General features: G+C 52.5%; 16 protein-coding genes. 7 read left to right on the forward strand and 9 right to left on the reverse strand.

The window, feature by feature from the left end; genetic code table 11:
• Nucleotides 1-106: 106 nt before the first annotated feature.
• The 3 genes from pgmB to Q9J80_RS02500 form a co-directional block, all read right to left on the reverse strand.
• On the reverse strand, nucleotides 107-772 hold the full coding sequence (gene pgmB / locus Q9J80_RS02490) for a beta-phosphoglucomutase (protein ID WP_301672834.1): 666 nt from the start codon (nucleotides 770-772) through the stop codon (nucleotides 107-109).
• Nucleotides 773-784: 12 nt separating this feature from the next.
• Complete coding sequence (locus Q9J80_RS02495; protein ID WP_301672833.1) at nucleotides 785-3,043, reverse strand: glycoside hydrolase family 65 protein; 2,259 nt, start codon at nucleotides 3,041-3,043, stop codon at nucleotides 785-787.
• A 76-nt stretch (nucleotides 3,044-3,119) separates the two neighbouring features.
• Nucleotides 3,120-4,472, reverse strand: coding sequence for an SLC45 family MFS transporter (locus Q9J80_RS02500; protein WP_301672832.1), 1,353 nt, complete (start codon nucleotides 4,470-4,472; stop codon nucleotides 3,120-3,122).
• A 234-nt stretch (nucleotides 4,473-4,706) separates the two neighbouring features.
• Here Q9J80_RS02500 and ettA point away from each other — a divergent pair, with 234 nt between their 5' ends.
• A complete protein-coding gene (gene ettA, locus Q9J80_RS02505) occupies nucleotides 4,707-6,383 on the forward strand; it encodes an energy-dependent translational throttle protein EttA (RefSeq protein ID WP_019272125.1) in 1,677 nt (558 codons plus the stop codon).
• A 59-nt stretch (nucleotides 6,384-6,442) separates the two neighbouring features.
• On the opposite strand, the gene Q9J80_RS02510 is transcribed toward ettA, so the two are convergent.
• The 3 genes from Q9J80_RS02510 to Q9J80_RS02520 form a co-directional block, all read right to left on the reverse strand.
• The gene (locus Q9J80_RS02510; protein ID WP_301672831.1) at nucleotides 6,443-6,928 is read right to left on the reverse strand and encodes a phosphatidylglycerophosphatase A family protein; all 486 of its coding nucleotides are present in this window, start codon (nucleotides 6,926-6,928) and stop codon (nucleotides 6,443-6,445) included.
• Nucleotides 6,921-7,877, reverse strand: coding sequence for a thiamine-phosphate kinase (gene thiL / locus Q9J80_RS02515; RefSeq protein ID WP_304671425.1), 957 nt, complete (start codon nucleotides 7,875-7,877; stop codon nucleotides 6,921-6,923). Before thiL ends, Q9J80_RS02510 begins: the two co-directional genes overlap by 8 nt.
• A gap of 362 nt (nucleotides 7,878-8,239) precedes the next feature.
• Nucleotides 8,240-8,935, reverse strand: a complete 696-nt coding sequence (locus tag Q9J80_RS02520) for an OmpA family protein (protein WP_304672703.1) — start codon at nucleotides 8,933-8,935, stop codon at nucleotides 8,240-8,242.
• Between the two features lie 363 nt (nucleotides 8,936-9,298).
• On the opposite strand from Q9J80_RS02520, the gene Q9J80_RS02525 reads away from it, so the two are divergent.
• Entirely contained in the window at nucleotides 9,299-10,249 is a 951-nt protein-coding gene (locus tag Q9J80_RS02525; RefSeq protein ID WP_304672704.1) for a CysB family HTH-type transcriptional regulator, read from the forward strand.
• Nucleotides 10,250-10,361: 112 nt separating this feature from the next.
• On the opposite strand, the gene fnr is transcribed toward Q9J80_RS02525, so the two are convergent.
• Nucleotides 10,362-11,096: a fumarate/nitrate reduction transcriptional regulator Fnr gene (gene fnr / locus Q9J80_RS02530; RefSeq protein WP_025456583.1), complete on the reverse strand. Its 735-nt coding sequence runs from the start codon at nucleotides 11,094-11,096 to the stop codon at nucleotides 10,362-10,364.
• A gap of 134 nt (nucleotides 11,097-11,230) precedes the next feature.
• Here fnr and hemN point away from each other — a divergent pair, with 134 nt between their 5' ends.
• Nucleotides 11,231-12,652: an oxygen-independent coproporphyrinogen III oxidase gene (gene hemN, locus Q9J80_RS02535; RefSeq protein ID WP_301672828.1), complete on the forward strand. Its 1,422-nt coding sequence runs from the start codon at nucleotides 11,231-11,233 to the stop codon at nucleotides 12,650-12,652.
• 6 nt (nucleotides 12,653-12,658) lie between these two features.
• Here the strand turns inward: hemN and Q9J80_RS02540 are convergent, their stop codons facing one another.
• Complete coding sequence (locus Q9J80_RS02540; protein WP_042508137.1) at nucleotides 12,659-12,889, reverse strand: hypothetical protein; 231 nt, start codon at nucleotides 12,887-12,889, stop codon at nucleotides 12,659-12,661.
• Nucleotides 12,890-12,902: 13 nt separating this feature from the next.
• Nucleotides 12,903-14,477: an inorganic phosphate transporter gene (locus Q9J80_RS02545; protein WP_301672827.1), complete on the reverse strand. Its 1,575-nt coding sequence runs from the start codon at nucleotides 14,475-14,477 to the stop codon at nucleotides 12,903-12,905.
• A 152-nt stretch (nucleotides 14,478-14,629) separates the two neighbouring features.
• On the opposite strand from Q9J80_RS02545, the gene Q9J80_RS02550 reads away from it, so the two are divergent.
• The 4 genes from Q9J80_RS02550 to Q9J80_RS02565 all read left to right on the forward strand — a co-directional run bounded on the left by Q9J80_RS02550 (nucleotide 14,630) and on the right by Q9J80_RS02565 (nucleotide 19,179).
• A complete protein-coding gene (locus Q9J80_RS02550) occupies nucleotides 14,630-15,730 on the forward strand; it encodes an anhydro-N-acetylmuramic acid kinase (RefSeq protein ID WP_301672856.1) in 1,101 nt (366 codons plus the stop codon).
• A gap of 118 nt (nucleotides 15,731-15,848) precedes the next feature.
• Complete coding sequence (mafA, locus tag Q9J80_RS02555) at nucleotides 15,849-16,790, forward strand: adhesin MafA (RefSeq protein WP_301672826.1); 942 nt, start codon at nucleotides 15,849-15,851, stop codon at nucleotides 16,788-16,790.
• Between the two features lie 3 nt (nucleotides 16,791-16,793).
• Nucleotides 16,794-18,635, forward strand: coding sequence for a MafB family polymorphic toxin (locus Q9J80_RS02560; protein ID WP_301672825.1), 1,842 nt, complete (start codon nucleotides 16,794-16,796; stop codon nucleotides 18,633-18,635).
• Nucleotide 18,636: 1 nt separating this feature from the next.
• Complete coding sequence (locus Q9J80_RS02565) at nucleotides 18,637-19,179, forward strand: suppressor of fused domain protein (protein ID WP_301672855.1); 543 nt, start codon at nucleotides 18,637-18,639, stop codon at nucleotides 19,177-19,179.
• Nucleotides 19,180-19,207 lie beyond the last annotated feature (28 nt).

The raw sequence follows: 19,207 nt of genomic DNA on the forward strand, positions 1-19,207 counted from the left end.
GCAGGTTTGACTAATTGCGCCTAAGTGAAACGTAAAGATAGTGTAAAAGACATGGACATATCACTACACTATCTTTTTACTTCCCTGACACTTTATCTGACACGTTTTACCTGCCCGACTGTTCCCACACGTTTTGCAGGTAGGCGTAGGTCAGCTCGGTGGTGCCGGACACCAGCGCGATGTCGCTGCCCAAGTCTTCGGCTTTGCCCACGCCTATGGGCAAGGCGCCGGCGGCTTTGATGGCGGCGATGCCGGCGGCGGCGTCTTCAATGCCGATGCAGCGGCGGATGTCCGCGCCCACGCCCTCGGCGGCGGCGAGGAAGATGTCGGGGGCGGGTTTGGAATGCGCGACGGCGGCAGGGTCGGCAATGGCGTCGAAGAAATGGGTCAACCCCATGCGTTCCAGCAGGAACGGGCCGTTTTTACTGGCGGACGCGAGGGCGATTTTTTTGCCGTTTGCCCTCAATGCTTCCAGTAGCGGCAAAATGCCGAGGTACACGTCTTCGGATTTGACTGCCTGAATCATTTCGACGTAGTTGTCGTTTTTGCGGCGGGTCAGTTCGGCAAACTCGGCTTCGCTGACGGTTTTGCCGCCGTGTGCGAGGATGCGTTTGAGCGAATCGTCGCGCGACACGCCTTTGAGCTGCTCGTTAAACTTGCGGTCGATGCTGATGCCCAGTTCTTCGGCAAGCTTTTTCCATGCGCGGTAGTGGTATTCGGCGGTATCGGTGATGACGCCGTCGAGGTCAAAGAGGACTGCGGTGAAAGTCATTTTGCGCCCTCCTTATTTTTCCAACGCGACGGTGTGGCTGCCGTTGAGCGTGATGTCTTTGCCGTACACCTGCAAATCGAGCGGTTCGCCTTTGAGCAGGGTGAAGACGACGTTTTCTTTGCCGACGGCGACTTTAATCAGACGGCCGCGGTAGTTGATGTGGAAGGCATAGCCTGTCCAAGCACTCGGCAGGAACGGGGCGAAGCTGAGTTTGCCGCCCCAGGTTTTCATTTGGGCGAAACCTTGGACGATGGCGAGCCACGAGCCGGTCATGGAAGTGATGTGCAGGCCGTCTTCGGTGTCGTTGTTGTAGTTGTCCAAGTCCAGGCGGGCGGTGCGCTGGTACATTTCCACGGCTTTTTCTTCTTTGCCCAGTTCGGCGGCAAGGATGGCGTGGACACAAGGCGACAGCGAGCTTTCGTGCACGGTCATCGGTTCGTAGAAGTCGAAGTTGCGGCGTTTTTCGTCCATGTTGAAACGGTCGCCGAAGAAGTAGATGCCTTGCAATACGTCCGCCTGTTTGATGAAAGGCGAACGCAGGATTTTGTCCCACGACCATTTCTGGTTGAGCGGCAAATCATCGGGCGAAAGCGCGGACACGGGGCGGATGTCTTTGTCGAGGAAGCCGTCGTGCTGCACGAATACGCCGAGTTCTTCGTCATGCGGACGGTACATATTCGCGCTGATGTCCGCCCATTTTTCCAACTCGGCGGCACTCACGTTCAAATCCGGACGTGGATATTTCGCCAAGGCTTCGCGGGTGTAGTCCAATACCCATGCGGCGAGGGTGTTGGTGTACCAGTTGTTGTTGATGTTGTTTTCGTATTCGTTCGGGCCGGTTACGCCGTGAATCATGTATTTGCCGTTGCGTTTGGAGAAGTGGACGCGGTCCGCCCAGAAGCGGGACACTTCGACCAAAACTTCCAAGCCTTCTTGGGCAAGATAGCTTTCATCGCCTGTGTAGTTGGTGTAGTTGTAGATGGCGTAAGGAATCGCGCCGTTGCGGTGGATTTCTTCGAAGGTGATTTCCCATTCGTTGTGGCACTCGATACCCGTAAACGTTACCATTGGATAGAGTGCGCCCGCCAAGCCCTGTTCGCGCGCGTTGTGTTGCGCCTGCGGCAGTTGGTTGCGGCGGTATTGCAGCAGGTTGCGGGTAACTTCGGGTTCCGCCAGTGCAAGGTAGAGCGGCACGGCGTAGGCTTCGGTGTCCCAATAGGTCGCGCCGCCGTATTTTTCGCCGGTAAAGCCTTTAGGACCGATGTTCAGGCGTGCGTCTTCGCCGTAGTAGGTGGAGAACAGTTGGAACAGGTTGAAACGGATGCCCTGCTGCGCTTCGTCGCTGCCTTCGATGACCACGTCGGCGATTTCCCAACGGTGCAGCCAGCCTGCTTTGTGCGCCTCCAGCAAGGTTTCAAACGCAACGCCTGCGATTTTTTCCGACAAGGCGCGGCCTGCGGCTTTCACAGCTTCCAAGCCCTGATAATCGCGGCTGGTGGTAACAATCACGCGTTTTTCAAAGGTTTCGGGCGTACTGCCGACTTCGGCTTGGAAAGAATTGGAGACCTGCCAGTCGGTTTGGCTGCCACCGAGGGCTTTGAAGCTGCCGGCGAAGGTTTGCTCGGCGTTGACGATGAATTGCTCTACGCCGAAGGGATTGGCGACGGTTTGGGTGGCAATGTAGGAGAGGTCGTCTGAAACGCCTTTGTCCAATACCTGCCAGAATTTTTCTTCGTAGTTGGAATCTTCGTTTTTCACATCGGCGTCGATGATGGAATCAATGCGGACTTGGTGGGTTTTGCCGTCAACGGACACAGCTTCCCAGCGGATAACCGCCAGCTCTTTTTGCGCGACGGACAGGAATTTGCACACATCGAAACGCACGCCGAATACGGTGAACGAGCGGCGCAACACGCCGTGCTGCATATCGAGTTCGACGGAGAAGTCGGCAACGTCGTTTTTCGCTAAGTCCACTTCTTGACCATCGACAAAGATTTTGACTTTGCTGAAATTGAGCGCATTGATGGCTTTACCGAAATATTTAGGATAGCCGTTTTTCCACCAGCCGACGCGGGTTTTGTCGGGGAACCACACGCCGGCGATGTAGGTACCCAAGTGACTGTCGGCGGAGTAGGTTTCTTCAAAGTTGCCGCGCATGCCCATATAGCCGTTGCCCAAGCTGGTCAGGCTCTCTTGCAGTCGTTTGTGCTCTTTTTCCAGTTTTGTCGAACGCAGTGTCCAAGGGCTGACTTCCATGATTCTCGTGTACATTTATGAAGCTCCTGTTATTAAAATTGTCAGATCGGAAAAGGTTTCAGACGGCCTTTGCCGATGGTGTTGAAACGGATTATTCGCCGTGGGTCTCTTTAATCAGGCATACTGAGAAAGCCCCCATCAGCAAGACTGCGCCGGCAACCAAGAACATGGTTGCCTGATGGCTGCCCAGCATAGGGAAGAGGACGAAACTCAGCAGCGAAGCGACGATTTGCGGCATACAGATAGAGCCGTTGAACAGGCCCAAATAAGTACCCATGTGTTTGCCTGAGAGGGCATTGGTCACAATCGTCAAAGGATAGGTAATGATACCGGCCCACGCAATACCGATTAAGGTATAAGACAACACCAGCGCGTATTGATTGCTGATGAAGAAAACGGAGAAGAAACCGAGCGCACCCAAAGCCAAGCAACCGAAATAACCGGCTTTATGGTATTTGTTCGGTACTTTTGCCAGAATAAACGAGCAGATAACGGCAGCAATGGATTGTACCGCCGCCAAAACGCCGTACCAGTTGCCTGCTTCTTGGTAGCCTACGGAAGAAGCATCAGTTGTCTGCCAAACGTTTTCCGCAATCGCGCCTGCCGAGTAAGTCCACATATATTGGAAGGCAAACCAGCAGAAGAATTGTACCAAAGTAACCGTCCAAAACGCTTTAGGCGCGGTTTTCAAAAGTTCGAACCAGTTGGCTTTTTCCTGATTCGCGGCGACATCGATGCCGTGATAGCGGGCGTAGGTTTCCGGATCGTATTCTTTGACTTTGAAGATGGTGAACGCACTGGTAATAATCAGTAACGCCGCGCCAACATAGAATGCTACGACCACGGTCTGTGGCACAACGCCTTTTTCGGCCGTGTTCGCCAAACCGATATACGCGAACACAAACGGCAGAATCGCCGCCACAACCGCGCCCGTATTCGCTAAGAAACTTTGAATGCCGTAGGCGTAGCTTTTCTGCTCCTCGTTGACCATGTCGCCAACCATCATCTTAAACGGCTGCATCGCCATATTGGAGGATACGTCCAACAGCGCAATCATCAGCGCGCCGAACGATAAAGCCGCCAAAGAAGCGTAGCCAAAACCGAAGCTGCCCGAGTTGGGCATCAGAATCATCACGATGACCGCAATCAGCGTGCCGTAAAGCAGATAGGGTAGGCGGCGGCCACCCAGGCGCGGCATCCAAGTGCGGTCTGAGTAGTAGCCCACAATCGGCTGAACCAGCATACCGGCCAGCGGCGGCAGGATGAAAAACCAGCCTAAATTGTGCGGGTCAGCGCCTAGCGTTTGAAAAATTCGGCTCATTTGCGAGCTTTGAAGGGTAAAGGCCGTCTGAACGCCGAGATAGCCGAAGCTCAGCATCCAAATCGTACTTTTTGCCAGTGAGGGCAAACCTTGTTTTGCTGTTTGAGGCGTATATTCCGACATAAGGTAAATCCTTTTTTTGATTTGAAAAGTATTTGCTTTGGAAAATCCGAAATGGTTGCCGGTGTGGCAACCCTCTATCATTATTATTTTTTTGTTTGTCTAATTTCAAAGAGATAGGCGGATTTTATGAATCCTGCCCGATTTTGGCAATATCGGTTCGCGGATAAACTGGCTTAAATCAAATTATCGGTTAAAATGGCCGCCTGAAATTTGTTTGACCGAATCGAGAAAACTATGTCCCAACAATACGTCTATTCTATGCTGCGCGTGAGCAAGGTTGTACCGCCGCAGAAAACCATTATTAAAGACATTTCCCTTTCATTTTTCCCCGGCGCGAAAATCGGTTTGCTCGGTTTGAACGGCGCGGGCAAGTCCACCGTTTTGCGGATTATGGCGGGCGTGGATAAGGAATTTGAGGGCGAAGCCGTGCCGATGGGCGGCATTAAAATCGGCTACCTGCCGCAAGAGCCTGAGCTTGATCCTGAGAAAACTGTGCGCGAGGAAGTGGAAAGTGGTTTGGGCGAAGTGGCGGCGGCGCAGAAACGCTTGGAAGAAGTGTATGCCGAGTACGCCAATCCTGATGCGGATTTTGACGCATTGGCGGAAGAACAGGGCCGCTTGGAAGCGATTATTGCGGCAGGTTCGTCCACGGGCGGCGGTGCGGAACACGAATTGGAAATCGCTGCTGACGCACTGCGCCTGCCTGATTGGGATGCCAAAATCGGCAATCTGTCCGGCGGTGAAAAACGCCGCGTCGCTTTGTGCAAACTCTTGTTGAGCAAGCCCGATATGTTGCTGCTGGACGAGCCGACCAACCACTTGGATGCCGAATCGGTCGAATGGCTGGAGCAATTCTTGGTGCGTTTCCCCGGCACAGTCGTTGCGGTAACGCACGACCGCTACTTCTTGGACAACGCCGCCGAATGGATTTTGGAACTCGACCGCGGCCACGGTATTCCTTGGAAAGGCAATTACTCGTCTTGGCTGGAGCAGAAAGAAAAACGCTTGGAAAACGAGGCGAAATCCGAAGCCGCGCGCGTGAAGGCGATGAAGCAGGAATTGGAATGGGTGCGCCAGAATGCCAAAGGCCGCCAAGCCAAGTCCAAAGCGCGTTTGGCTCGTTTTGAGGAAATGAGCAACTACGAATACCAAAAACGCAATGAAACGCAGGAAATCTTCATTCCCGTCGCCGAGCGTTTGGGTAATGAAGTGATTGAATTTGTGAACGTTTCCAAATCGTTTGGCGATAAAGTGCTAATTGACGATTTGAGCTTCAAAGTGCCTGCGGGTGCGATTGTCGGCATCATCGGCCCGAACGGCGCGGGTAAATCGACGCTGTTTAAAATGATTGCGGGCAAAGAGCAGCCTGATTCCGGCGAAGTGAAAATCGGGCAAACCGTGAAAATGAGCTTGATCGACCAAAGCCGCGAAGGTTTGCAAAACGACAAAACCGTGTTCGACAACATTGCCGAAGGCCGCGACATTTTGCAGGTCGGGCAGTTTGAAATTCCCGCCCGCCAATATTTGGGTCGTTTCAACTTCAAAGGCAGCGACCAAAGCAAAATCGCAGGTCAATTGTCGGGCGGCGAACGTGGACGTTTGCACTTGGCGAAAACCTTATTGAGCGGCGGCAATGTGTTGCTGCTGGACGAACCGTCCAACGACCTCGACGTGGAAACCCTGCGCGCGCTGGAAGACGCATTGTTGGAATTTGCTGGCAGCGTGATGGTGATTTCGCACGACCGCTGGTTCCTCGACCGCATCGCCACGCATATCTTGGCGTGTGAAGGCGACTCCAAATGGGTGTTCTTCGACGGTAACTATCAGGAATACGAAGCCGATAAGAAACGCCGACTCGGCGAAGAAGGCGCGAAACCGAAACGCATCAAATACAAACCGGTAACACGTTAACCTCCGAAACAATGCCGTCTGAAAGGCTTTCAGACGGCATTTTTACAAGGCAGCCCCGTTTAAAACAGCATTGCAATCCTCAAGACAATCAAGGTCATCACCGCCGCCGCCATATCGTCCGCCATAATGCCCAAACCGCCGTGCAGATTCTTGTCAAACCAACCGACGGGAGGCGGTTTGAGCGCGTCAAACAGGCGGAACAGAACAAATGCCGCCAGCCACCACGTCCACTTGAACGGCACAAACGCCAGCACAAACAGCATGGCGACGATTTCATCCCACACAATGCCGCCGTGGTCGGATACGCCGCTTTCCTTTTCCGCACACGCGCAAATGCGTATGCCCCACATAAACAGCACGATACACAAAAAAGCCAGCAGCCATCCGTCCACACCCGCCAATATCAACACAAATGCCAAAGGCAGTGCCGCCAAAGTGCCGAATGTGCCCGGCGCGAACGGAGCCAGTCCGCTGCCGAAACCGAATGCCAAAAAACACAAGGGACGCTGCCGCAGCCACGCCCAATCAGGTTTAAAATCAGCCAAAATGATCGAATCCTAAAGAATGTAGTTCCAATTCCCTGCCGCCGGCATCTAAAACCTTCAGACGGCATCCTCCGTTGATTTTGCCGATGCGCGTTACCGGTACGCCGCACCGTTCCGCCGCATCAAGCACACGGCTGCGGCAACTTTCCGGCGCGGTAAAAACCAGCTCGTAATCGTCGCCGCCCGCCAAAGTATAAGACAGCCATTGCGCTCGGGGCAAAATATCTTTCAATGCAGATAAAGACGGCAGCGAATCGGCCCAAATTTCCGCCCCCACGCCGGAAGCGGTCAGGATATGCCCCAAATCTTGCGCGAGGCCGTCTGAAACATCCTGCGCCGCCCCGGCAAACGGCAACAGCGCAAGCCCCAGCCCAACCCTTGGCTCGGGGCGGAGCAGCTTTTGTTCGCATTCGGCAAACACATCATCCGGCAACACACACCGTTTCAGACGGCAGTTCAAAGCCGCTGCCACCATACCGACACGCCCCGACACCCAAATATCGTCGCCCGCAACCGCCGCATCACGCCGCAATGCCCTACCCTTCGGCAATTCGCCGATAATGGTTACATTGAACGCCATATCGCCCTTAGTCGTATCCCCGCCGATTAACGTTACGCCAAACTTTTTTGCCAAACCGAAAAAGCTGCCGCAAAACCGTTCCAGCCATACCTCATCCAATTCGGGCAACGCCGCGCTCAGCAGCACCCAACGCGGTATCGCGCCCATCGCCGCCATATCTGAAATATTGACGGCCAAAACCTTCCAAGCCAAGTCTTCAGGTTTGACATCTGCAAAAAAATGCCTGTCCTTCAAAAGCATATCCGCACTGAAACACAAATCGAAGCCTTCACGCGGGCGGACAATCGCCGCATCGTCGCCTATACCCAATACGACATCCTTATCCGTGCCTGTTTGCAAATACCGTTTGATGAAGTCGAATTCTTTCATGTCGCAAAATATCCGAACGCACCGCCATGTTGATTTTTATTGATCTGCTGTATTTTACACAGTACCGCACATAAAACGCAGCACCGCGTACAGCACTGATTTGATAGAGTTTGTTCCCTCACAAACAAATCCAAATTCTATCGCCTTCAAAACCGGAGTTTCAAGCACCAGGAAGATTTTGATGAAGCATAAACCCTACCCCATATTCTGACAATAACCGTTTCCGCAAGCATCCTAAAAACAAACCCCGCAAAAGCGGGGTTTGTTTTGTTTCATCAGAACCGATTAAAGTTTGATACGTACCTCTTCTCTTATACAGAAGAGGAATCCAACCCTACCCATCGGCAAGATGCTTTTAAAGCTTATTGTTGGGTGTGAACATGAGCCGGAGCGACCTGACGGGTTACGATGCTGCGGATTTTCACGTCAACACGGCGATCAGGTTCGATACATGCAATCAGAGCCTCACGTTTTTTGGCTTTAGAGGCTTTTGCACCCAGTTTGGCAACTTCGGCTTCACAAACTTGAGTCATTTGCGCTTGAGATTCGCCCAAGCCGACAGCAGAAGTTTTAGAGGCAGGCACACCGTTGCTGACTAAGTAGTTTGCCACTACGTTGGCGCGACGCTCGGACAGGACCTGGTTGTATTTTTCAGAACCCATGAAGTCGGTATGACCTTCAACACGTACGGATTGTACGTTGGTTTGACCCAAGCGTTGGGCCAATACTTTCAGGTTGTCTTGGGCTTCGGCACGCAGTACGTCTTTGTCGAAACCGAACAGGGTTTTAGCAGACAGAGAAACGGTTTCGTCAACATATTGCGGAGCCTGCTCTACAACAGCAACAGGAGCTGGTTCAACTGCATCGCCACACTCTACGCGACCTTGGGTTGCTTTGTCGAAGTAGGTATTTTTCCAGCATTCGCCGTAGTTGTTGCGTACGACTTCTTGTGATTGGCCACTCACGGTATAACCGTGGATATGAGCTTCGCTCGCCATAGCAGTGCCGGAAGCGAGCAATGCAACGAATAATGCGCTTAATTTCAGCTGTTTGGTCATTTTATTCCCTCATTAAATTTGTACAGCAGATACAGGAGCAACTGCTGAATTGCCAACATACAGGCCGCTGTAGAAACATGGCGGCAAATCGGATATTTCAGTCTCCACTATAAAGAAGCAGGGGGCGGACTGTCAATACTCAACGCCTGAAAACAACCGTAAAACAGCCTGTTTCCTGATAGTCTATCATGCCGAAAAATCAATTCCGTGTCATTACTTTAGGGAGATTTTTTCCATATCGCACGATTGCCGTTGCACAAAAACAACAAACACAACGGCAAAGCCCCATACCGTACCGGCAAGAAAATATGATAAATTATAAACAATGTTCAGCCACCCGACACAGACCCACACCGACTCGCTATGAAATTACAGCAATTAAAATACGCCTTAGAAGTTTACCGGCACAACCTGAATGTTTCCGAAGCAGCCGAAGCCTTGTTTACCTCGCAACCCGGTATTTCCAAACAAATCAAATTATTGGAAGAAGAAATCGGCATTCAGATTTTTATCCGCAGCGGAAAGCGTGTGGTATCCATCTCTCAGCCGGGCAAGGCGGTTTTGGATATTGCCGAACGTATTTTGCGTGATGTTCAGAACATTAAAAATATCGGCAGCGAGTTTACCGGACACGACAGCGGCTCGCTGACGGTTGCTACGACGCATACTCAAGCGCGTTATGCCCTACCGTTGATTGTTGCTGATTTCGTGAAACGCTACCCGAAAGTCAATCTGACCATCAAACAGGGAAGCCCTGCCGCCATCGCCCAAATGGTTACTTCGGGAGAGTCTGATTTGGCGATTGTTACAGAGCGTATAGACGACCATCCCGAACTGGGCAAACTCCCCTGCTATGACTGGACACACGCGGTGATTGTGCCGAACGACCATCCGCTGCTCGAATGCAGGAATCCCCTCCGCATTGAAGATTTGGCGAGGTTTCCGCTGATTACTTATGAATTTTCATTCAATGCGGGCAGCAGCATCGCGCGGGCATTCGCCAAAGCCCGTTTGGAACGGCCGGATGTCGCATTGGCGGCGGCGGATACGGACGTATTAAAAACTTACGTACGCTTGGGTTTGGGTGTGGGATTGATGGCAAAGATGGCCTACAACCCGGATACGGATGGGGATTTGCAGCTTGTGGATGCGGCACACCTGTTCGAGCCGTCGCCGACGTGGATTGCTTTGCGCAGCGATACTTATTTGCGCGGATATGCCTACGACTTTATCCAAGCGTTTGCGCCGCACCTGACACGCGAGAAGGTGGACAGGATTCTGTACACGCCCATCAGCGAGGATTTTTCGATTTAGGCGGCTGCCGGTTTTCAGACGGCATTTTGCGGCAGATAAAACAAACAGGGCAGATGTTTTCGTCTGCCCTGTGTTTATTGAGAATGCCGTCTGAAATGCTCGTACAGGTTAATCAAATGGCGTGCGAACAACCGGATACCATTTTTTTCAGCACTTGCAGATTGAGAATCTTGATGTGTTTGTGTTCGACGGAAATCAATCCTTCCTGATGGAACTTGGACAATGTGCGGCTGACGGTTTCGAGTTTCAGCCCGAGATAGCTGCCGATTTCTTCGCGGGACATTCTTAAGATGAAGTCGTTGGCGGCGAAACCGCGCGAGTAGAGCCTTTGGGAAAGGTTCAGCAGGAAGGCGGCAATCCGTTCTTCGGCGCGCATATTGCCCAACAGCAGCATAACACCTTGATCACGCACAATTTCACGGCTCATCATGCGGAAAAAGTGGGTACGCAGGCTGGGAATGTTCTGCCCCAGTTCTTCGATGTGGGTAAACGGCAGCTCGCATACCTCGCTGTCTTCCAAGGCGACCGCATCGCAACTGTGCACATGGGAACAGATGCCGTCCATGCCGATGAGTTCGCCCGACATAAAGAAACCCGTTACCTGATCGCGGCCGTCCTGACTGGCGACGGTTGTTTTGAAGAAGCCCGAACGGATGGCAAAGAGCGAGGTAAAGGCTTCGCCGGCACGGAACAGGTATTCGCCTTTTTTCAGGCGGCGGCTTTGGCGGATGACGGCATCGAGTTGGCTGAACTCGTTGGGCAGCAATCCGACAGGCAGACAAAGTTCCCGCAAAGAACAGGAAGAACACAAGGTTTTCATCTGATGTGTAGTATTATGCGAAGCCATACCGTACCTTTTCGTGTGTTTTGCCCCATCCCGATTATGTGCTTGTTGACACATATCAAGACAGGTTTATCATACTGTGGCATTCTACCAAACTATCCAAAATTTGACTAACATCATAAAACCGCACACACACCATGAAAATCATTCAGATACAGAACAATCACAATGTAAACGATGACCGCCCCGAGTTTGACCGCGAACTGATTGCCAGCCTGCCCGCCAGCGGCCCGCGCTACACTTCCTACCCTACCGCCGACCGTTTCCATGACGGTTTCCGCGAAGGCGAATATATCAAAGCTTTACATTTGCGCGGTATGGGCGCGTTAAACAAACCGCTTTCCCTTTACATTCACATTCCGTTCTGCAACACCATCTGCTACTACTGCGGCTGCAACAAAATCATCACCAAAGACAAAAGCCGCGCCGATGCCTACATCGAATATCTTGAAAAAGAAATGGAACTGCTCGCCCCGCATCTGAACGGACGGCACCAGCTTGCCCAACTGCACTTCGGTGGCGGCACGCCGACCTTTTTGAGCGACGAACAGATCGAACGCGTCTTCCGTATGATACGCAAACATTTCGAACTGATACCGTCCGGCGAATACTCCATCGAAATCGACCCGCGCAAAGTCAGCCGCGACACCGTCCTCATGCTCGGCAGGCTCGGCTTCAACCGCATGAGCGTCGGCATTCAGGATTTCGACCCCAAAGTGCAGGCGGCGGTCAACCGTATCCAAAGCTACGAAGAAACCAAAGAAGTCATCGATGCCGCCCGTGAGGCAGGGTTCAAATCCGTCAGCGTCGATTTGATTTACGGCCTGCCGCACCAGACTTCGGAAAGCATCAAAACCACCATCGATACTATTTTGTCGCTCGATCCCGACCGCCTCGCCCTTTACCATTACGCCCACCTGCCGCACGTGTTCAAACCGCAACGCCGCATCGATACCGCCGCCGTCCCCGACAGCGAAGAGAAGCTCGATATGCTGCAATACTGCGTCCAAACCCTGACCGAACGCGGCTACGTCTTCATCGGCATGGACCATTTCGCCAAGCCGGACGACGAACTCTCCATCGCCCTCAAAGAAGGCTTCCTCCAGCGCAACTTCCAAGGCTATTCGACCTACGCGGATTGCGATTTGGTCGCCATCGGCGTGTCGTCCATCGGTAAAATCGGCAACACCTATTCCCAAAACGAACGCGACATCGATGCCTACTATGCCGCCATCGACGAAGGCAGACTGCCCATCATGCGCGGCTACCAGCTGAATCAGGATGACATCCTGCGCCGCAGCATCATTCAGGATTTGATGTGCCGTTTCGCGCTCGACTACCGTGTTTACGAAGACATATTCGGTATCCCGTTCGACCGTTACTTCAAAGACGAACTGGCGGATTTGGAAAAACTCGCCGGTTTGGGATTGGTGCGCCTGAACAGCCACGGGCTGACCGTTACCCCGAAGGGACGCTTCCTCATCCGCAACATCGCTATGGTGTTCGACTACCACTTGCGCCATAAAGAAACCAAAGCGAAATATTCGCAAACGGTGTGATTGCGGCTAACGTACAAATGCCGTCTGAAAGGCTTTTTCAGACGGCATTTTGCTGCCGGCAGGATAAGTGTTTTCAAGAACAGGCGGCGGCATATCATAACGTTCCGCACCTTTGTATCCGACCGTTCCGAAACCAAGATACCAAACGGCATATCCCGACAGAACAGATTGTGCATAAGGCACAAGCCCGCACATTCCATCAACAAAATGCCGTCTGAACACGGGTTCAGACGGCATAACCGTTTAACAATCAGAATACTGCCTGTAAAACCAAGTAGCAGGCAACCGACAATACGGCGGCGGCAGGCAGGGTAATGACCCAAGCCAGGCCGATGGGCTTCATCAGTTTCCAATTGGCATTACGGTTGACCAGACCGATACCGAGTACCGCGCCGACCAAGATATGCGTACTGGAAACAGGCAGCCCCATCAGCGACGCACCCATCACAACAGAGGCGGCGGACAGTTCGGCGGTAAATCCCGAAGCAGGATGCATTTCGGCCAAACTCGTACCGACGGTTTTAATCACCTCTTTACCGACAAACCACAAACCGACAATCAGCGCGATACCGAAGGTCAGCATGGCAATCGGTGGAACGGCATTTTGCGCGGCAACACTATTAGTCCGCAAAACATCCATAATCGCGGCAAACGGACCGATGGCGTTGGCGATATCGTTCGCCCCGTGGCTGAATGCGAAACCGCATGCGGTAAAGACCTGCATCCATGAAAACATCTGAAAGGTCGATTTGCCCAAATCTTTACGCTTGAGGCTTTTTGCAAAAACAAACGTACCCATCCACACCGCCGCACCTATCATAAAAATGGTCAGGAAGCTGTTGACGTTGCTCATCCCCAAATGTAGGTTTTTCAAGCCCTTGAAAATCAGCATAGCGGAAATCATCATCGCGCCGAACGAAGCGATAAAGGGAACCCAAGAGTGCAACGCCTTGTAAGAATCGACATTGTTTTTACGGTTATCGAACGCATAAAGACCGCGGTAATACTCCGATTGCAGCTCTTGCGGATCAAATTCAGGCTCGTCGTAAATTTGCGCGTCGTGCGCCATTTTGGTGGCGTATTCGACTTTTTCAGCCTCAGACAAACCCTCGAAAAACAGGCGGTGCTGTTCTTTATAGGCCTTTTTTTCCTGCTTGATGCCCTTGAGCGTGCCTTCCGCCCAAGCGTTGTAGTCTAAGACGTTTTTCTTGACGCGTGAAAACAGGAAATAGGACACCACGCCGCCCAACACGGGCGACAATACCCAAGACATCCCGATTTCGCCCAGCTTGCCCCACCGTATCAACGCCACCCCGTCCGCATTATGCGTAAACGCCATACACAACGCACTGCCGACTATGCCGCCGATAATCGCGTGCGTCGTCGAAACCGGCAGGCCTTTGCGGGACGCGAACAGCAGCCACAACGCCGCCGCCAAAAGTGCGGACATCATAATAAACACAAACTGTATGGGTTCGAGGTCCATACCGTTCAGATTGACGATGCCTTTGCGTATGGTATCGGTTACCTCGCCGCCTGCGATGACCGCGCCGCTGACTTCAAACACCGCCGCAATCAGCAAAGCCTGCGGAATGGTCAGCGTGCCGGAACCGACGCTGGTACCGAAAGAGTTGGCAATATCGTTGCCGCCGACATTAAACGCCATGAACACGCCGAACATGGTGGCGATGATGAAAAGCACGCTGTTATTGTAGTGGGTATAACCCAAACCCCAATAGATAAAATAGCCGACTATGCCTACCAGCATGGCGGCAAAGACGGCGTTAATCAGTTTCAAGTTCGCACTCATTTGAGTTTGAGCCATGGAAGATTCCTTAGTGAACACAGAAGGGTTTTCGCGGATATTGTAACCTTTTGCAATCCTTCTTGAAACATTTATTTACACTGCGGCAGCAAATCGGTATACGAGCGTCAATACACGTTAAAATGGCGTTTTGCACCAGTTTGGGAGTGATGATGGAAACACAGCTTTACATCGGCATCATGTCGGGAACAAGCATGGACGGGGCGGATGCCGTACTGATACGTATGGATGGCGGCAAATGGCTGGGCGCGGAAGGGCACGCCTTTACCCCCTACCCTGACCGGTTGCGCCGCCAATTGCTGGATTTGCAGGACACAGGCGCAGACGAACTGCACCGCAGCAGGATGTTGTCGCAAGAACTCAGCCGCCTGTATGCGCAAACCGTCGCCGAACTACTGTGCAGTCAAAACCTCGCGCCGTCCGACATTACCTCCCTCGGCTGCCACGGGCAAACCGTCCGACATGCACCGGAACACGGTTACAGCGTACAGCTTGCCGATTTGCCGCTGCTGGCGGAACTGACTCAGATTTTTACCGTCGGCGACTTCCGCAGCCGCGACCTTGCAGCCGGCGGACAAGGCGCGCCTCTCGTCCCCGCCTTTCACGAAGCCTTGTTCCGCGACGACAAAGAAACACGCGTGGTACTGAACATCGGCGGGATTGCCAACATCAGCGTACTTCCGCCCGGCGCACCCGCCTTCGGCTTCGACACGGGGCCGGGCAATATGCTGATGGACGCATGGGCGCAGGCACACTGGCAGCTTCCTTACGACAAAAACGGTACAAAGGCGGCACAAGGCAACATCTTGCCGGACCTGCTCGGCAGGCTGCTTGCCCACCCGTATTTCGCACGACCCCACCCCAAAAGCACGGGGCGCGAACTGTTTGCCCTAAATTGGCTCGAAACCTACCTTGACGGCGGCGAAAACCGATACGACGTATTGCGGACGCTTTCCCGTTTTACCGCGCAAACCGTTTTCGACGCCGTCTCACACGCAGCGGCAGATGCCCGTCAAATGTACATTTGCGGCGGCGGCATCCGCAATCCTGTTTTAATGGCAGATTTGGCAGAATGTTTCGGCACACGCGTTTCCCTACGCAGCACCGCCGAACTGAACCTCGATCCGAAATGGGTAGAAGCCGCCGCATTTGCGTGGTTGGCGGCGTGTTGGATTAATCGCATTCCCGGTAGTCCGCACAAAGCAACCGGCGCATCCAAACCGTGTATTCTGGGCGCGGGATATTATTATTGAGCGCAAATGCCGTCTGAAAGCCCGTCCCGCCGTTCAGACGGCATTTTCGCCCCTTTTGTTTACAAAATCTTAAAATCCCCTTACACTCAAACCCGTTCAAAACAAAACAAACCCTGCCATGAAAATCCTGCTCCTCCTCATCCCCCTCGTCCTCGCCGCCTGCGGCACACTGACCGGTATTCCCGCCCACGGCGGCGGCAAACGCTTTGCCGTAGAACAGGAACTCGTCGCCGCATCGTCCCGCGCCGCCGTCAAAGAAATGGATTTGTCCGCCCTAAAAGGACGCAAAGCCGCCCTTTACGTCTCCGTTATGGGCGACCAAGGTTCGGGCAACATAAGCGGCGGACGCTACTCCATCGACGCACTGATACGCGGCGGCTACCACAACAACCCCGAAAGTGCCACCCGATACAGCTACCCCGCCTACGACACTACCGCCACCACCAAATCCGACGCGCTCTCCAGCGTAACCACTTCCACATCGGTCTTAAACGCCCCCGCCGCCGCTCTGACGAAAAACAGCGGACGCAAAGGCGAACGCTCCGCCGGACTGTCCGTCAACGGCACGGGCGACTACCGCAACGAAACCCTGCTCGCCAATCCCCGCGACGTTTCCTTCCTGACCAACCTCATCCAAACCGTCTTCTACCTGCGCGGCATCGAAGTCGTACCGCCCGAATACGCCGACACCGACGTATTCGTAACCGTCGACGTATTCGGCACCGTCCGCAGCCGTACCGAACTGCACCTCTACAACGCCGAAACCCTTAAAGCCCAAACCAAGCTCGAATATTTCGCCGTCGACCGCGACAGCCGGAAACTGCTGATTGCCCCTAAAACCGCCGCCTACGAATCCCAATACCAAGAACAATACGCCCTCTGGATGGGACCTTACAGCGTCGGCAAAACCGTCAAAGCCTCAGACCGCCTGATGGTCGATTTCTCCGACATCACCCCCTACGGCGACACAACCGCCCAAAACCGTCCCGACTTCAAACAAAACAACGGTAAAAACCCCGATGTCGGCAACGAAGTCATCCGCCGCCGCAAAGGAGGATAAACCGTGAAACCGCTGCGCAGACTCATCAAGCTCCTTGCCGCCTGCGCCGTAGCGGCGGCCGCCTTCGGGCAGCCCGCCCTCGCGGCGGATTTGGCGCAAGACCCGTTCATTACCGATAACACCCAACGGCAGCACTACGAACCCAGAGGCAAATACCACCTCTTCGGCGACCCGCGCGGCAGCGTTTCCGACCGCACCGGTCAAATCAACGTCATCCAAGACTATACCCACCAGATGGGCAATCTGCTCATCCAGCAGGCGGCAATCCAAGGCAATCTTGGTTACACCGTCCGCTTTTCAGGACACGGACACGAAGTCCACGCCCCCTTTGATAACCATGCCAGCCGCAGCGCAAGCGAAGAAAAAGGCAGCGTCAACGAAGGCTTTACCGTATACCGCCTCAACTGGGAAGGGCACGAACACCATCCCTCCGACGGCTATGACGGCCCGCAGGGCGGCAATTACCCCAAACCCACGGGTGCACGAGACGAATACACCTATCACGTCAACGGCACAGCCCGCAGCATCAAACTCAATCCGACCGACACCCGCAGCATCCGGCAACGCATCTCCGACAATTACAGCAACCTCGGCAGCAATTTCTCCGACCGCGCCGATGAAGCCAACAGAAAAATGTTCGAACACAATGCCAAGCTCGACCGCTGGGGCAACAGCATGGAGTTTATCAACGGCATCGCCGCCGGAGCACTCAACCCCTTTCTCAGCGCAAGCGAAGCCTTGGGCATAGGCGACATACTGTACGGAACGCGCTATGCCATAGACAAAGCCGCAATGCGCAACATCGCCCCCTTGCCCGCCGAGGGCAAATTCGCCGCCATCGGCGGCTTGGGCAGCGTGGCGGGCTTTGAAAAAAATACGCGCGAAGCCGTTGATCGGTGGATACAGGAAAATCCCAATGCCGCCGAAACCGTCGAAGCCCTGGCCAACATCCTGCCGTTTGCCAAAGTCAAAAACCTGACAAAGGCGGCAAAAGCAGCCAAAGCCGCGAAGTTGGCAAAGGCGGCAAAACCGGGGAAGGCTGCGGTTAGTGGGGACTTCTCAAAATCCTACACCTGCTCCTTCCACGGCAGCACCTTGGTCAAAACGGCAGACGGCTACAAAGCCATCGCACATATCCAAACTGGAGAGCACGTCTTTGCCAAAGATGAAACCAGTGGAAAAACGGGATACAAACCCGTTACCGCCCGATACGGCAATCCGTATCGGGAAACCGTTTACATTAAAGTTTCAGACGGCATCGGTAAAATACAGACCCTCGTTTCCAATAAAATCCACCCGTTTTACAGTCAAGGAAAGTGGATACAGGCAGGTCGTCTGAAAAAAGGCGACACCCTGCTTTCCGAAAGCGGTGCAAAACAGACGGTTCAAAACATTACCCTCAAACAGCAGCCGCTCAAAGCCTACAATCTGACCGTTGCCGACTGGCATACTTACTTCGTCAAGGGTGATAAGGCGGAAACGGAAGGGGTGTGGGTTCATAATGAGTGTCCGTATAGTGGCAATAAAAACTTTAATACTGACAGACCATCAGGGTTTCGAAAATCAACTGTTGAAAATGCTTGGGATGCTGCCAAAGATGGCAGTAAACCTAATACGAAACAATGTCCAACATGTGGTAAAGATGTACATGGAAATCCACATAATAGAGAAAATAGAAATACCAAAGATGGTTGGGACGTAAGTCATAATCCTTCTTGGAATAACCGAGATAAAAATCATGCCAATAGAAAAGAACTGATTAATGATTTTAATTCTGGGACAGGGTTGGAATGCCGCCATTGTAATCGTTCAGGAAAAGACAATGATAGTAGATTTAAAAAGTAATATGATTAATCATGTTGAAAAATATATAGGCACTATTTCTCATGGATCGAAAAGTGATTTGGGAAGTCAGTACAAATTAAATATCGCAGCTATTCCCTCTTCCCCTAACAGGGATTTAAAAACTTATATTACTTTAGGGTTAAGCAAATATAATCTGAATTATAAAAGCAGATTTGAAATACTTTTTGTATGTTCTTTAAAATATGATGAAAATCAGATTTTTCCATTTTTAAGATGGTTGGCAGAAACCATCATTGAGAACAAAAAAATTCTTCTTCGAGGACAGGTTATTTATTTGCCTAGAAGCATTGTTGATTCAACAAAAATGGATGCACTGTATGTTTCCGCCCCATTTTATTTCGATGATGATTTTCAGGTCTGTTATGGCGAACACTACAATATCGTTTTCCCTTTGCTTGTCCCGTTGTATAAACAGGAAGCAGAATTGGTGGAAAAAAAGGGTTGGAATGCTTTTGAGCAGTTCTTGTTGGATAATGAAGTTGGCAACCTTTCGGATATGAATCGGAAACCGTTTGTTTGGTAAGGATTTTCTTAAATTTAATCAAAGTGCC

Source organism: Neisseria blantyrii (assembly GCF_962747855.1).
GTDB classification, from domain to species: domain Bacteria; phylum Pseudomonadota; class Gammaproteobacteria; order Burkholderiales; family Neisseriaceae; genus Neisseria; species Neisseria viridiae.

Coding starts and splice junctions, on each gene's coding strand:
- Q9J80_RS02525 (WP_304672704.1), top strand. CDS start 9,299: ATGAAATTACAGCAATTAAAATACGCCTTAGAAGTTTACCGGCACAAC.
- fnr (WP_025456583.1), bottom strand. CDS start 11,096: ATGGCTTCGCATAATACTACACATCAGATGAAAACCTTGTGTTCTTCC.
- Q9J80_RS02545 (WP_301672827.1), bottom strand. CDS start 14,477: ATGGCTCAAACTCAAATGAGTGCGAACTTGAAACTGATTAACGCCGTC.
- pgmB (WP_301672834.1), bottom strand. CDS start 772: ATGACTTTCACCGCAGTCCTCTTTGACCTCGACGGCGTCATCACCGAT.
- Q9J80_RS02495 (WP_301672833.1), bottom strand. CDS start 3,043: ATGTACACGAGAATCATGGAAGTCAGCCCTTGGACACTGCGTTCGACA.
- Q9J80_RS02500 (WP_301672832.1), bottom strand. CDS start 4,472: ATGTCGGAATATACGCCTCAAACAGCAAAACAAGGTTTGCCCTCACTG.
- ettA (WP_019272125.1), top strand. CDS start 4,707: ATGTCCCAACAATACGTCTATTCTATGCTGCGCGTGAGCAAGGTTGTA.
- Q9J80_RS02550 (WP_301672856.1), top strand. CDS start 14,630: ATGGAAACACAGCTTTACATCGGCATCATGTCGGGAACAAGCATGGAC.
- hemN (WP_301672828.1), top strand. CDS start 11,231: ATGAAAATCATTCAGATACAGAACAATCACAATGTAAACGATGACCGC.
- Q9J80_RS02520 (WP_304672703.1), bottom strand. CDS start 8,935: ATGACCAAACAGCTGAAATTAAGCGCATTATTCGTTGCATTGCTCGCT.
- mafA (WP_301672826.1), top strand. CDS start 15,849: ATGAAAATCCTGCTCCTCCTCATCCCCCTCGTCCTCGCCGCCTGCGGC.
- thiL (WP_304671425.1), bottom strand. CDS start 7,877: ATGAAAGAATTCGACTTCATCAAACGGTATTTGCAAACAGGCACGGAT.
- Q9J80_RS02540 (WP_042508137.1), bottom strand. CDS start 12,889: ATGCCGTCTGAACCCGTGTTCAGACGGCATTTTGTTGATGGAATGTGC.
- Q9J80_RS02565 (WP_301672855.1), top strand. CDS start 18,637: ATGATTAATCATGTTGAAAAATATATAGGCACTATTTCTCATGGATCG.